12 protein-coding genes are annotated in these 13,579 nt (G+C 50.7%); 3 read left to right on the top strand and 9 right to left on the bottom strand.

From position 1 onward, the window contains the following. Window positions 1-325: 325 nt before the first annotated feature. Together PUQ60_RS06105 and PUQ60_RS06100 are read left to right on the top strand one after the other, a co-directional pair. A complete protein-coding gene (locus tag PUQ60_RS06105; RefSeq protein ID WP_273380379.1) occupies window positions 326-955 on the top strand; it encodes a peptidase C39 in 630 nt (209 codons plus the stop codon). A gap of 112 nt (window positions 956-1,067) precedes the next feature. Further along, on the top strand, window positions 1,068-1,826 hold the full coding sequence (locus PUQ60_RS06100) for a tRNA threonylcarbamoyladenosine dehydratase (RefSeq protein WP_273380381.1): 759 nt from the start codon (window positions 1,068-1,070) through the stop codon (window positions 1,824-1,826). Window positions 1,827-1,951: 125 nt separating this feature from the next. Here PUQ60_RS06100 and mtaB read toward each other — a convergent pair whose 3' ends face one another. Next, window positions 1,952-3,268: a tRNA (N(6)-L-threonylcarbamoyladenosine(37)-C(2))-methylthiotransferase MtaB gene (mtaB, locus tag PUQ60_RS06095; protein ID WP_273380382.1), complete on the bottom strand. Its 1,317-nt coding sequence runs from the start codon at window positions 3,266-3,268 to the stop codon at window positions 1,952-1,954. A gap of 91 nt (window positions 3,269-3,359) precedes the next feature. Between mtaB and PUQ60_RS06090 the strand changes: the two genes are divergently transcribed. Further along, window positions 3,360-3,590: an HPr family phosphocarrier protein gene (locus PUQ60_RS06090; RefSeq protein WP_022359725.1), complete on the top strand. Its 231-nt coding sequence runs from the start codon at window positions 3,360-3,362 to the stop codon at window positions 3,588-3,590. Window positions 3,591-3,801: 211 nt separating this feature from the next. On the opposite strand, the gene thiI is transcribed toward PUQ60_RS06090, so the two are convergent. The 8 genes from thiI to spoIIP form a co-directional block, all read right to left on the bottom strand. Next, complete coding sequence (gene thiI, locus PUQ60_RS06085; RefSeq protein WP_117795086.1) at window positions 3,802-4,980, bottom strand: tRNA uracil 4-sulfurtransferase ThiI; 1,179 nt, start codon at window positions 4,978-4,980, stop codon at window positions 3,802-3,804. Window positions 4,981-5,059: 79 nt separating this feature from the next. After that, window positions 5,060-6,214 (bottom strand): cysteine desulfurase family protein, encoded by a 1,155-nt coding sequence (locus tag PUQ60_RS06080; RefSeq protein ID WP_117795084.1) that lies wholly within the window; start codon window positions 6,212-6,214, stop codon window positions 5,060-5,062. 31 nt (window positions 6,215-6,245) lie between these two features. Then, window positions 6,246-6,980 carry a 16S rRNA (uracil(1498)-N(3))-methyltransferase gene (locus PUQ60_RS06075; protein ID WP_117795082.1) on the bottom strand — a complete coding sequence of 245 codons (735 nt, stop codon included), beginning with the start codon at window positions 6,978-6,980 and terminating at the stop codon, window positions 6,246-6,248. A 2-nt stretch (window positions 6,981-6,982) separates the two neighbouring features. Further along, window positions 6,983-7,939 (bottom strand): 50S ribosomal protein L11 methyltransferase, encoded by a 957-nt coding sequence (prmA, locus tag PUQ60_RS06070; protein ID WP_107001601.1) that lies wholly within the window; start codon window positions 7,937-7,939, stop codon window positions 6,983-6,985. Window positions 7,940-8,212: 273 nt separating this feature from the next. After that, on the bottom strand, window positions 8,213-8,974 hold the full coding sequence (locus tag PUQ60_RS06065) for a TSUP family transporter (protein ID WP_022359721.1): 762 nt from the start codon (window positions 8,972-8,974) through the stop codon (window positions 8,213-8,215). 92 nt (window positions 8,975-9,066) lie between these two features. After that, on the bottom strand, window positions 9,067-10,323 hold the full coding sequence (gene hemW / locus PUQ60_RS06060; protein WP_273380681.1) for a radical SAM family heme chaperone HemW: 1,257 nt from the start codon (window positions 10,321-10,323) through the stop codon (window positions 9,067-9,069). Beyond that, window positions 10,323-12,137 carry a translation elongation factor 4 gene (lepA, locus tag PUQ60_RS06055; RefSeq protein WP_022359720.1) on the bottom strand — a complete coding sequence of 605 codons (1,815 nt, stop codon included), beginning with the start codon at window positions 12,135-12,137 and terminating at the stop codon, window positions 10,323-10,325. Before lepA ends, hemW begins: the two co-directional genes overlap by 1 nt. 165 nt (window positions 12,138-12,302) lie before the next feature. Further along, a complete protein-coding gene (spoIIP, locus tag PUQ60_RS06050; RefSeq protein WP_273380678.1) occupies window positions 12,303-13,529 on the bottom strand; it encodes a stage II sporulation protein P in 1,227 nt (408 codons plus the stop codon). Between the last annotated feature and the right edge of the window lie 50 nt (window positions 13,530-13,579).

Here is a 13,579-nt window from a genome sequence, read left to right as displayed (position 1 = left end):
CTGCCACCACGTTTTCTTACGGCACTTTCGGTTCCAAAAGTGCCTACCCGTGAACTGTATCTGCCTGTTCCGTATATGTGAACATTTCTTCACGTCTTTCTTGACAAACGCAGACTGCACCTTTACAATAAAATACCGAACTGATGGGTAAAAAACGCTTTTCCAGCGTGGTTAAAGCGTTTTTTGCTGATTTTCCGGTAACGATTTGGCACTTTCATCGTTATCATAACAGAACCTGTTGCTATTTAGTATAGCACATTTTATTTTACGGAACAAGAAAACAGCGGCACACAAGATGATTGCCGCAGATGAAAGGATTTAAACCATGAAAAATCCACTTCACTACCAATTATCGGAATACGACTGCGGTCCGACCTCCCTCTTAAACGCGATCAGCTTTTTGTTTGAGCGCGAGGAAATTCCGCCGGAGATTCTTCGAAATATCATGCTCTACTGCCTCGACTGCTACGGTCCGGAGGGCTCGGCTGGAAAGAGCGGCACCTCCTGCACGGCGATGATGTTTTTGAGCAACTGGCTGCAGGGACTCGGCGATATCGGAAAACTTCCCATATCCAGCCGCTATCTGCGCGGTTCGGATGTCTATGTCGGGGACAACAGCCTGCTTCTCGACGCCCTGCACCGGGGCGGCGCGGTTGTCGTGCGCCTTTACTATGAGGTAGCGCATTATGTGCTGTTTACCGGTGTCAAAGATGGACAGATCCTGCTCTTTGATCCGTATTACCAGACGGTTCCATTTACAAAACCAGACGAGAAAGAGGCGCTTCTTGTGACCGACCACCCATTTTCATGGAACCGATCCGTGCCATTTTCCTATTTTAACCGGGAATCGATGGAGCTCTACGCGCTGGGCGAAATGGCAGGACGCGAGGCTGTGCTTCTGTTTAACCGGAATACGGTGCTGACGGAGGAAGCTACGATCGAATATTTCATATAAGGGTAATACAGCAAATAAAAAAGAATGTGCCTTTTTGTGTAATCGGGAATTCCAAGTAATTTCCTATTACACAAAGAAACTGCTGACAGAATATATTATAAGGGAGTATCATATGTTAAATTCATTTTCACGAACGGAACTTCTCCTCGGCAGGGATGCCATGGAGCGTTTATCAAAAGCACGCGTTGCCATCTTCGGCATCGGCGGAGTCGGCGGCTATGCGGTGGAGGCACTCGCGCGCAGCGGTGTCGGCACGCTTGATCTCATCGACGATGACAAGGTCTGCTTAACCAACATCAACCGCCAGATCATCGCAACCACCTCCACCATCGGAAAGTACAAGGTTGATGTCGCTGAGGAACGCATCAAATCCATCAACCCACATGCGGTTGTCCACACCTACAAGACATTCTACATGCCGGATACCGCGAAGGAATTTGATTTTTCCCAGTATGACTACGTGATCGACGCAATCGACACCGTGACGGGAAAGCTGCTTCTGGTGGAACAGGCGGAAGAAACCCACACGCCGATCATCAGCTCGATGGGCGCCGGAAACAAACTGGATCCGACCGCTTTTGAGGTGACCGATATTAATAAAACCTCTGTTTGTCCTCTCGCGAAGGTCATGCGGCGGGAGCTGAAAAAACGCGGGATCAAGAAGCTGAAAGTGGTTTATTCGAAAGAAAAACCACTGACGCCGGTGGATGATACGGCTATCTCCTGCAGTTCCCACTGTGTCTGCCCGCCGGGAACCGCACGCAGCTGTACCGCCAGACGGCAGATTCCGGGGAGTATCTCTTTTGTACCGTCAGTAGTGGGACTGATTATTGCTGGGGAAGTTATTAAGGATCTCGTTGGGGTTCATTGATTGCTTACCGATTAATTTGTTAAGCCGATATATTCTATTTGTGTCATTTTTTTAATTTTATATGTATGTAAAAAACCAATGAATCCCATCTTGGGGGTATCATTGGTTTTTTCGTTTTCTGTCTTTTATTCTTTTTCCAGTAAAAGCACCTCTTCATTCAGTGCCTTCGTGAAGATTCCCTTCACCGTCTTATTTTTCAATCCTTCTTCGTATGGCACGGCACCTTTGACATACTGGCGGGTGTGTCCCATCATGTATTTGGTTCCGTCAATCTCGATTGGTTCTTCGAGAAGGATTTCTTCTTCGGTTCCGAGGAAGCGCCCGCGGTATTCTAAGGACTGCTGTTTTTCCAGTGCCAGCAGGATATCGCTGCGGACGGATTTGGTTCCTTCTGGTACCTGATCCGGCATATCGGCGGCGCGGGTGCCTGCGCGGCGGGAGTATTTGAATATATGCATTTCATAGAAATGGATCGCTTTTAAGAAGCGTTCTGTTTCGGCAAATTCTTCTTCGGTCTCGCCCGGGAATCCTACGATGACATCGGTCGTGATCGCCGGATTGTCAAATTCTTCCCGTAGAATTTCACAGCACGCCTGATATTCGGCAGCGTTGTAGCGGCGGTTCATGCGCTTTAAAGTCGCGTCACAGCCACTCTGGAGTGACAGATGGAAGTGCGGGCAGATGGTCCGCAGCCTCGCCAGCTCTTTGGCAAATTCGCGTGTTACGATACGTGGTTCAAGAGAACCGAGGCGCAGGCGCTCAATGCCCGGAATCTGGTCGAGACGTTTGATTAAAGTCAGCAGATTTTCTTGCTGCTCATCCTTGAAATCGACACCATAGGAGCTTAAATGGATACCTGTCAAGACAATTTCCTTGTATCCGGCTTCCGCAATCCCGCGCACCTCGTGCTCGATGTCCTCCGGGCGGCGGCTGCGGACGCGTCCTCTCGTATATGGTATAATACAATAGCTGCAAAACTGGTTGCAGCCGTCCTGTACCTTGATAAAGGCACGCGTATGGTCAGCAATCCGGCGGATATGGAGTTCTTCGTATTCCTGTGAATGTCCGATATCCAGAATCTCACCGCTGTTTTCGTGATCTGCAAAATAATCATCCAGGATCTGTACCAGATCTTTTTTCTGGTTATTGCCGACGATCAGATCGACCGCCTCATCTTTTTTCAGCTCCGCGCCTGCTGCCTGCACATAACAGCCGACCGCCACAACAGCCGCCGACGGGTTCATTTTCTTTGCCCGGTGCAGCATCTGACGCGATTTCCGGTCGGCAACATTCGTCACGGAACACGTGTTGATAATATAAACATCCGCTCCTTCCTGGAACGGCACAATCTCATATCCTGCATCCTCTAAGAGCTGCTGCATGGCTTCCGTCTCATATGAGTTCACCTTGCAGCCCAGATTGTGGAATGCCGCTTTTCTCATTTTTATCTCCTTTAAATTGAATCCTCTCTTGACTTTTGTCAGATTACTTTGTAGTATAAAAGTATTATTGTAGATAGAGGAGGTTTTTTTCATGAAAACAGTTCGTATTTCTTTAAACTCGATCGATAAAGTTAAATCCTTCGTCAACGACTTAGCGAAGTTCGACGTAGATTTTGACCTTGTTTCCGGACGTTATGTGATTGACGCTAAATCCATCATGGGTATCTTCAGTCTGGATCTGTCCAAACCGATCGATTTAAACATCCATTCTGAGAACCAGATCGATGAGATCTTAACGACACTGGCTCCGTACATTGTATAGCAACCATTAGAACGATCGAGATGGTTCTGTTTGAAACGAAAAAAACCGCTGTTAAGCAACTCGCTTTGCAGCGGTTCTTTTTTTCATAGAGAACTGCGTCCTATGAAAAAAACTCTCCGCGAGGATGCGCACTCGCGCGAAGCAAAAACATGTCGCAAGCGACCGCGCGAGACGCCCGAATGTGCCAAGGCACATTCTTTTTTATATATGACTAGCACCGGATAACCTCAACCGTATCAATCGCCTCTTTTACCAGCGCATCTATCTTCTCTTCCAGATTGCGCTCGGATTTTTCAATCAGGTGCAGGACCGGCTTGGTAACCGGGTGTTTGGCTACGAAGATGGTGCAGCAATCTTCATACGGCTCGATCGATGTCTCGTAGGTACCGATTTTCAGGGAAATATCGACGATATCCTGTTTGTCGAAACCGATCAGCGGGCGGAAGACCGGAAGTGTGCAGACTGCATTGGTAACCGCCAGGGAATGAACCGTCTGGGATGCTACCTGACCAATGCTCTCGCCGGTGATGAGTCCGAGACAGTCGTCTTTCTTCGCCAGCTCTTCCGCGATCTTCATCATGTAACGGCGCATGATAATCGTCAGCTCCTCATGCGGGCACTGCTCGTAGATGTAGAGCTGGATATCTGTGAAATTGACTACGTTTAATTTAATCGGACCTGCGTATTTTGCTACCTGTTTTGCCAGATCGACTACTTTCTGTTTTGCACGGTCGCTGGTGTATGGCGGCGCATGGAAATAGGTTGCCTCGATGGTAACGCCGCGTTTTGCGATCATGTATCCTGCCACCGGGCTGTCGATACCGCCGGATAAAAGCAGCATCGCGCGTCCATTGGTTCCGACCGGCATACCGCCCGGTCCCGGAATCACCAGAGAATATACGTTGATACGTTTTGCACGCAGTTCCACATTTAAAAGAACATCCGGATTGTGTACGTCTACCTTCGTCTCCGGGAATGCGTCCAGGATGACCTCACCGAGATCGCGGTTGACTTCCTCGGAGGTATGCGGATACTGTTTGTTGGCACGGCGGGTGTTTACCTTGAACGTAAAGTGTTTATCTGGGTATGCTTTGTCCACATACTCAACAATCTTCGCTTTCAGGTCGTCATAGCCGTTGTCCTCTAACTGGACCATCGGACAGATCGCCGCAATACCGAATACCTTTTTCAGTGCGTCGATGACCTCATCGTAATCAAATTCTTCCGCTGCGGTCGCATAGATACGCCCTGCCTCCTTGGTTACGGTAAATTTTCCATCAAGACGCTTTAACGAGTGATGGATGTGGGACACCAGCGCGTCCTCGAATACATAGCGGTTTTTACCTTTCAGGCCAATCTCCGCATATTTAATCAAAAATGTATGAAACATGGAATTCCCTTTCTACAACAGGCTGTCATTCTTCTGCTTTCCCGCAAAAAACTGAACAGCCATTCTTTAAACAGCCATTTTATTTCATCTGGTAACGGCGCAGTACCGGAAGCAGTTCTCCCAGAACGCCGATCGCATAGTCTACTTCTTCCTCGGTATTCAGATCACCCAGACTGAACCGGATCGTCGAATCGAGAAGTTCTTTTTTCACGCCGATTCCCTTTAAAGTACCGCTGATGCCCGGATGATTGGACGAGCAGGCGGAACCGGACGATACATAAACCCCTTTGTCCTCCAGCGCATGGAGAAGTACCTCGCTGCGGACGCCCTCAAAGCTGGCGCTGACGATCTGCGGCGCGTTGGTGCGGTCCTCACTGCCGTTGATGGTGACGCCGCCGAGCGGTTTCAACCCCGCAATCAGGTGCTCCCGGAGTGTATACAGCTTTTCGATGCGTGCATCAAAATCTTTGTACGCCTCGCGTGCTGCCACGCCGAGTCCGACACACCCCGGCACATTTTCCGTACCGGAACGCATGCCCTTCTGCTGCCCGCCGCCAAACAGAATCGGGCGGATCTTGACACCATCGCGGATATAGAGGAATCCGACGCCCTTCGGCGCATGGATCTTGTGTCCGCTGACGGAAAGCAGGTCAATTCCCTGTTTTTTCGGACGGATCTTATATTTTCCATATGCCTGGATCGCATCGACATGGAACAATGTCTTCGGATTTTTCTTCTTGATGCACTGGCTGATCGCCTCGATCGGCTCTACTGCTCCGACCTCGTTATTGACGTACATCACAGACACCAGGATCGTGTCCTCGCGGATAGCTTTTTCCAGATCCTCCAGAGAAATATGCCCCAGATGATCGACCGGAAGATAGGTCACCTCAAAGCCCATCTCCTCCAGAAATGACATCGTATTGTAGATCGACGGATGTTCCACACCGGTCGTGATAAGGTGTTTTCCGGCTCTGCGGTTTGCCAGCGCCGTGCCGATCAGCGCCGTATTGTTCGATTCTGTTCCGCCGGAAGTAAAGAGAATCTCCTTCTCCTGCACTTTCAGTGTATCCGCGATCGCCTTCTTTGCCTCGCGAATCAAATTTTCTGCTTCCACACCTTTTCTGTGCTTCGCCGCCGCGTTTCCGTAGTTGACGCACATTGCATCAACGACCGCATCCTTTACGCAGTCCAGCACCTTGGTGGTCGCTGAATTATCAAAATAGGCTTCCATTTTTATCTCTATCTCCTTTGTAATTTTCCAATTACACTTCCAACTGCAGCATCAGTGCCGACAGCATACACAAGCCTGCCGTCTCCGTCCGCAAAATTCTCTTTCCAAGCGTTACAATCTCCGCCCCGTTTTCCCTGGCCAGCTCGACTTCTTCGTCCTCAAAACCGCCCTCCGGACCGATGAAAACGGCGATATCCGTCCCCGGCTTGACCGACGCCAGCAGTTCCCTCGTTTTCCGGATGCCGTCCGCCGACTCATATGGCAGAAGAACCATATCGTACCCGGCTGCCTCTTTGACCGCCTCTTTGTAGGTCATAAGCGGCGCCACCTCCGGGATAAGGCTGCGCTTGGACTGCTTCGCGGCGCTCTCAGAAACCGCATTCCAGCGTTTTCTCTTCGCGTCCGCTTTTTTCGCATCCAGCTTGACAACCGAGCGCTTCATGCTGACCGGAACCACCCGGTATGCCCCCAGCTCCACCGCCTTCTGGATGATCAGTTCCATCTTATCGCCCTTCGGAAGCCCCTGGAACAGGTGAATCCGCGCCGGAAGCTCTTTGTTTTCCCATTCTTCCAGAATCTTTGCCGAAACATACTCTGGTTCCAGTTCTTCCACGCGGCAGAAATAGTCGCCGCCCTCACGGCTGCTGATCAGGATCTCCTCGCCCGGCTTCATCCGCAGAACATTGCGGATATGGTTGACATCCGCGCCCTCAATCCGGATTTCTTCCGCCCCGATCTGGTGCGGTTCCACAAAAAAATGGTACATGATTATTTCTTCCTCGCTGTGACAGAAACCCACTCGCCCTGATGAGTAATCTCTACAATCTCAAAGGCATCGTTCGCCTCAAATGCCGCCTTGACTGCCTCTTCCTTCATATCAATGATACCCGATGTGATGAAGATACCATTTTTCTTAATATGAACCGGGATCTCTTTCTGCAGCATGATGATAACGTCTGCCAGGATGTTGGCAACCGCAATGTCGTAATACTCGTATTTTACCTCGTCCTGCACTGCTTTATCGTCGATGATGTTGCCCTGTACGACCTTGAACTGCTCCGGTGCGATTCCGTTTGCTTCCAGATTCTCGCCAACGGCTGTGATCGCATTTTCATCCAGATCCGTTCCAAATACGTGTTTTGCGCCCAGTTTTAACGCCGTGATGCCTAAGATACCGCTTCCGGTTCCGACATCAAGCACCTCTGAATCCGGTGTCACGTATTTCTCGAGCTGGCGGATGCAAAGCTGCGTTGTCTCATGCATGCCCGTACCAAACGCTGTACCCGGATCGATCTGAATCAGCAGCTTGTCCTTATGCTCCTCCGGCACTGTCTCCCAGGTCGGCTTGATGAGGATGTGATCGACCGTAAACGGTTTGAAATACTGTTTCCAGTTGTTGATCCAGTCCTTATCCTCCGTCTCGGATTCTGCAAACGTGCAGGCGCCCAGATCGGTAAACGGCTTCAATTCTTCCAGCGCCTCTTTGACTTTCGCCATCATCGCCGGGATATCATCATCCTCATCGAGATAAAAACTTACCTTCGCCACGCCCTCATCCGGCGGAAGCTCCGGCAGAATGTCGATGAACATTCCCTTCGTCTCTTTCTCGGTCAGCGGGATATTGTCCTCAATCTCAATACCCTCGATGCCGAGCTCATCCAATGTGTAGCTGATGAGATCCACCGCCTCTGTGGTGGTCGTCAGCGTAAATTTCTTCCATTTCATGTTCGTTACCTCTCTTTATTGAAACGACTTATCAGCCAAATATTCACGTTTCATCACGCAGCTATTTTTGCATCATTTTCACTGTAAATGTGTCAAACGTTACTGTTCACAGGTAGGCACTTTTGGAACCGAAAGTGCCGTAAGAAAACGTGGTGGCAGCAGGAATTTGCCGTATTTAAATGCGAAGCCACGGCAAATTCCGTTACTGGGCACGTATGCGTGAACAGTAACTGTCAAACGAATGAATCCGCCTAATCGTTTTAATTTTCTTTTCTAATTTCCCGATAAAATCTTCACAAACAGGATCGCCAGCACCACTAGAATCAGCGGGCGCACGATCTTCTGTCCATTTCCCATTACCAGGCCGGAACCGATATAATTTCCTAAAATACTGCAGATCGCCGCAGCCAGCCCCAGCGTGTAAATGATCTTGCCGTGAATCACAAATGTGACAAACGCCGCCACATTAGACGAAAGATTGATCGCCTTTGTCGTACCCGCCGCCTCTTTCATCGTATAGCGCGCCGCTCCTGTGAGCACCAGCAGCAGGAAAGTTCCGGTTCCCGGTCCGTAAAAGCCATCATAAATACCGATGATCAGCGCGGATGCCAGCGCAATCAGAAATGATTTCCGCTCCGGCAGGGTGCCCGCCAGCGAATCATCGCCCATTTTCTTATTCCGCATAACATAAAATGCAACAATCGGAAGAATCACGATCATCATATACTGTAAAATCTTATCGCTGACTAACAGAGTCAGGTTCGAACCGATCGAAGAACCGATCAGCGCCGCCACGATAAACCAGACCACCTTCTTAAACTGTATGTAACCGTTTTTGGCAAACCGCCCGGTCGCGATTGCCGTTCCCATCATGGAACTCATTTTGTTGGTTCCGAGCGCCATATGGGTCGGAACCCCGGCGATCAGGTACGCCGGAAGTGAAATCAATCCGCCTCCCCCTGCGATCGCATCCACAAAGCCTGCCAGAAATACCATCGGGCAGACGATTATAAACTGCAGTATCGTGCAATCCATGCTACATCCTCCAAAATTTTCATGCACGCCCAAATTCCTCCTGCCGTCGCAAAACAGAAATCAAAAAGCACTCCGGGCATACATTTCTATTCTTATTGCAAAAACTCCGCCAGTGCATAGGTACTGACATCCAAGCCATATTCAGTCAGGCGGATATGGCTATCTGTCTGGACCGATGCTTCCAACAATCCTTCTTTCAAAAGCCGCTCGATCACCTCGCCGTACACCGCTTCCATCGCCACGCCAAACCGGCGTTCAAACTCTGCCGTCCGGACGCCGCCGGTCAGCCGCAGCCCCAGAAACATAAATTCTTCCATCCGCTCCTGACGGCTCAGTTCGTGTATTTCCTCATACTGCGCGCCCGCTGCCAGCTCTTCTTTCGTAAACACCAGATAACGGTTCAAATCCGCCGTCACCTGAAAGCGTTTCCCGCCCACCAGCGAGGATGCCCCCAGACCAAGCCCCAGATACTCCACACCGGTCCAGTAACCGATGTTGTGGCGGCAGGCATAGCCCGGTCTGGCATAATTGGAAATCTCATACCGCTCATAGCCCAGCTTCGCCAGCGTTGTTTTCGTGTGGTGGTACATATTCCGGTCTGTCTCCTCATCCGGCAGACATTTGCAGCCTTCATACTTCGTCTGTAAACGCTTTGGCATAGAGGCGTAATCGCCGTATTTCTCCAGATCCGCGCACATCTCCCCGTACTCTTCATATAACGGCGTGCCTTCTTCCACAATCAGGCTGTATGCGGAAATATGTTCCGGTTCAAGGTCGCAGACGAACCGCAGAGTCTCCTGCCAGCTCTCCTCCGACTGTCCCGGAAGCGCCGACATCAGATCGACATTGATATTGTCAAATCCAGCGTCCCGCGCAGCACGAAAACTCTGCAAAAACTGCTCCCGCGTATGAATCCGCCCTAAAAGCCGCAATTCCTCCTCCGAAGCCGACTGCAGCCCCAGACTCAGGCGGCTGACCCCTGCATTCCGGTAACCGGCTGCCGAATCCGGCGTCAATGTCCCCGGATTCGCCTCCATCGTGATCTCCGCATCCGGCTCTACCCGAAAGACCTGCCGGACGGCTGCCAGAATCCGCTCAACCGCCGATGGTGGAAGCAGGGACGGCGTTCCGCCGCCGATAAAGATCGTCTCCACCGTACGCCCTGTCAGGTTTAGCCGCGGCGCCGCATTTTCAGGACACTGCCCTGCATCCTCTTCCGGAATGCTTTCAATCTCCCGGATCAGCTGATCCACATATTTCTCCCGCACGCACGCATCGGACGCAAACGAAAGAAAATCACAGTAACGGCATTTGCGGACGCAGAACGGGATGTGTATATATAATTCCATTATTCCTCGTCCAGCTTCAGGACGCTCATAAATGCCTTCTGCGGAATCTCTACGTTTCCGATCTGACGCATACGTTTCTTTCCTTCCTTCTGCTTCTCCAGAAGTTTTCTCTTTCGGGAAATATCGCCGCCGTAGCATTTTGCCAGAACGTCCTTCCGCATTGCCTTGACCGTCTCGCGGGCAATGATCTTTCCACCGACCGCCGCCTGGATTGGAATCTCAAATAAATGACGCGGAATCTCATCCTTGAGCTTCTCGCACATTTTTCTGCCGCGCTCATATGCCGAACCTTCGAATACGATGAAAGAGAGCGCGTCCACTTCCTCGCGGTTGACGAGAATATCCAGTTTTACCAGCTTGGATTCCTCGTAGCCCTTTAACTCATAATCAAACGACGCGTAACCGCGGGAGCGCGATTTCAATGCATCGAAGAAATCATAAATAATCTCATTTAACGGAAGTTCATATTTCAGCAGCGCACGGCTCGCCTCAATATACTCCATTCCCAGGTAAACGCCGCGGCGCTCCTGGCACAGCGTCATGATCGCACCGACAAACTCGGTCGTAACCATGATCTCCGCCGACACGATCGGCTCTTCCATATAGGCAATCTCGGACGGATCCGGCAGGTTTGACGGGTTCGTCAGCTCAATCATATCGCCGTTCGTCTTGTGCACCCGGTATACAACGCCCGGCGCCGTTGTCACAAGATCCAGATTGTACTCGCGTTCCAGGCGTTCCTGGATAATATCCAGATGGAGAAGCCCCAGGAAACCACACCGGAAACCAAAGCCCAGCGCTACCGATGTCTCTGGTTCAAAATAGAGCGCTGCATCGTTGAGCTGCAATTTTTCCAGCGCGTCCCGCAGATCCGGATATTTCGCACCATCCGCCGGATAAAGACCGCAGTATACCATCGGCGTTACCTTCTTGTAACCCGGAAGCGGCTCTGCACATGGGTTGTCCAGATCGGTAATCGTATCGCCCACGCGGGTATCCTGCACATTTTTAATACTGGCAGTCACATAGCCAACCATACCGGCTGAAAGCTCTTCGCACGGAATAAACTGACCTGCGCCAAAATATCCAACCTCCACAACCTCGGCAGCCGCTCCGGTCGCCATCATTTTCATGCGTGTGCCTTTTTTGATCGTACCGTTCTTCACACGGCAGAATACGATAACGCCCTTGTAAGAATCATACAGGGAGTCGAAAATAAGCGCCTGCAGCGATGCCTCCGGATCGCCCGCCGGTGCCGGGATCTTCTGCACGATCTCCTCCAGAACTGCCTCGACATTTAAACCGGTCTTCGCAGAAATACGCGGTGCATCTGACGCCTCCAGACCGATCACATCCTCGATCTCCGCTGCCACGCGCTCCGGATCCGCACTCGGCAGATCGATCTTATTTAACACCGGAATGACCTCCAGATCATGATCCAGCGCCAGATATACATTCGCCAGCGTCTGCGCCTCGATTCCCTGTGCCGCATCCACAACCAGAATCGCGCCGTCGCACGCCGCCAGGCTTCGGGAAACCTCGTAGTTAAAGTCCACATGTCCAGGCGTGTCGATTAGATTAAAAATGTACTCCTGACCGTCTTTCGCCTTATATACCGTGCGGACTGCCTGCGACTTGATGGTAATACCTCTCTCCCGCTCCAGATCCATGTTATCAAGCACCTGCGCCTGCATCTCACGGCTCGTTAAAAGTCCCGTCATCTCAATAATACGATCTGCCAGCGTTGATTTGCCGTGATCGATATGTGCAATGATGCAGAAATTTCTGATTTTGCTCTGATCTATAATTGCCATCCGTTCATTCCTCTCTCTGTATCACTTTGTTTGACAGCAAAATGTTTGCTGCGATATCTTATTTTTTATTTAAAATCATCTTTTATAATAAATAACACCTGATCTAAATGAATATACCATTTTTTCAGGTACGCCGCAAGTCCTGAAATAGAAAAAGCCTTGACATTAGCCCATCAGCACCTGATCCAGAAGCTGCGCCAGCGGATCCATCGCATTGACCGCCTCTTCATATGTATTCGTCTGTGCCCCGACCTCGATCAACGCCGAGCGCGGGCGTAGATGTAGATTGTAACGAAGCCCCTTTAAATAAATCGTCCGCGTAAACCCAGGATATATCTGATCGGCATTCCACTTCATCTGAAAACTGAACGCCAGATTTTCCTTCCGGCAGGGATTTGCCAGATACTCGATCGGTCCGTCCGGCGTCTCGCTGGTACCGTTGAAAAACATGATCTGTGCCGTTGGTTTCCCTTCTATCTGCGTGACTAGATGCGTCTGCTCGCTGACACCGTCCCGGTGCACATCTAAAATCACCTGAATCGACGGATACTTCTGCAAAAGGTTCGTGACACCCTCGCAGGCATATGTATAGGCACGGCTCCGGTCGAGATGCCCCGACTTCATATCATAGGCAGTTGTATCGTGCCAGACCTGATACCCTTTCGCCCGCAGCCGTTTTGCCAGCTCTTCCCCCAGAGACACCACCGCGCCCTTTCCGTCGCTTCCCGCATAATCTCTATAATTTTCCTGCGAATGGGTATGATAAATCAAGATCTGTGGTCCGTCCGCCTCGTCCTTCCTGATTGTCAGATCCATCGACAAAAATGTCTCTGCGTTCATCAGGCTCCGGTCAATCGACGCCGTCGGGTGGATTGTAAAAAAATGCTGGATCAGATAATCATAATCTTCCAGCTTTTTCCGCAAACGCGGGCTGTCCACCAGTGCGGCAGGATTTGCCCTCTCTGTCTTTTCTCCATTCTTTCCAGCACTATACAGCCTCTCTTCGTCTGTCTCTCCGCCGCCCTGTCTCCCACTTCCATGAACAAGCCCGTTCCATTTTCCAAGTAAAGTTCCATCCACCAGCCTACTCCCGGAAAACTGTGCCAGGAAATCCGTATACTCCTGCCGGACTTCCTGTTCTTCCAGATATTTATAATAGGACGGATCGGCTTCTCCCTGCGTCTGTTTCTTCCACCCGGCAAGTCTATGCCTTTTCCCCTCCTCCGAATCTGGTATATCCCGCAAATTAGTCCCCCAGACCGGATACCAGGACCTTACCACCGCATTCTGCACAGCTGTCCAGATGAATGCACGCATCTTCCAGCCGATTGTCAGCAAAAACAGAACCATCAGGAGCCCGGCTGCCCTCTGCCACCACCGCACCGCATTCATCTCCCTTCTTTCCTGTTCTATCCTATGCGGTTAGCAAAGTGTAGTTTCCT

The organism is Clostridium sp. AF02-29, from assembly GCF_934835585.1.
GTDB lineage: Bacteria > Bacillota > Clostridia > Lachnospirales > Lachnospiraceae > Otoolea > Otoolea fessa.
Note: the sequence above shows the minus strand (reverse complement) of the source record. Positions and strands in the feature narration are given on the sequence as shown.

Bases quoted from the DNA above. Each gene is read 5' to 3' on its own strand.
- PUQ60_RS06105 (WP_273380379.1), top strand. From the start codon at position 326: ATGAAAAATCCACTTCACTACCAATTATCGGAATACGACTGCGGTCCG.
- PUQ60_RS06100 (WP_273380381.1), top strand. From the start codon at position 1,068: ATGTTAAATTCATTTTCACGAACGGAACTTCTCCTCGGCAGGGATGCC.
- mtaB (WP_273380382.1), bottom strand. From the start codon at position 3,268: ATGAGAAAAGCGGCATTCCACAATCTGGGCTGCAAGGTGAACTCATAT.
- PUQ60_RS06090 (WP_022359725.1), top strand. From the start codon at position 3,360: ATGAAAACAGTTCGTATTTCTTTAAACTCGATCGATAAAGTTAAATCC.
- thiI (WP_117795086.1), bottom strand. From the start codon at position 4,980: ATGTTTCATACATTTTTGATTAAATATGCGGAGATTGGCCTGAAAGGT.
- PUQ60_RS06080 (WP_117795084.1), bottom strand. From the start codon at position 6,214: ATGGAAGCCTATTTTGATAATTCAGCGACCACCAAGGTGCTGGACTGC.
- PUQ60_RS06075 (WP_117795082.1), bottom strand. From the start codon at position 6,980: ATGTACCATTTTTTTGTGGAACCGCACCAGATCGGGGCGGAAGAAATC.
- prmA (WP_107001601.1), bottom strand. From the start codon at position 7,939: ATGAAATGGAAGAAATTTACGCTGACGACCACCACAGAGGCGGTGGAT.
- PUQ60_RS06065 (WP_022359721.1), bottom strand. From the start codon at position 8,974: ATGGATTGCACGATACTGCAGTTTATAATCGTCTGCCCGATGGTATTT.
- hemW (WP_273380681.1), bottom strand. From the start codon at position 10,323: ATGGAATTATATATACACATCCCGTTCTGCGTCCGCAAATGCCGTTAC.
- lepA (WP_022359720.1), bottom strand. From the start codon at position 12,137: ATGGCAATTATAGATCAGAGCAAAATCAGAAATTTCTGCATCATTGCA.
- spoIIP (WP_273380678.1), bottom strand. From the start codon at position 13,529: ATGAATGCGGTGCGGTGGTGGCAGAGGGCAGCCGGGCTCCTGATGGTT.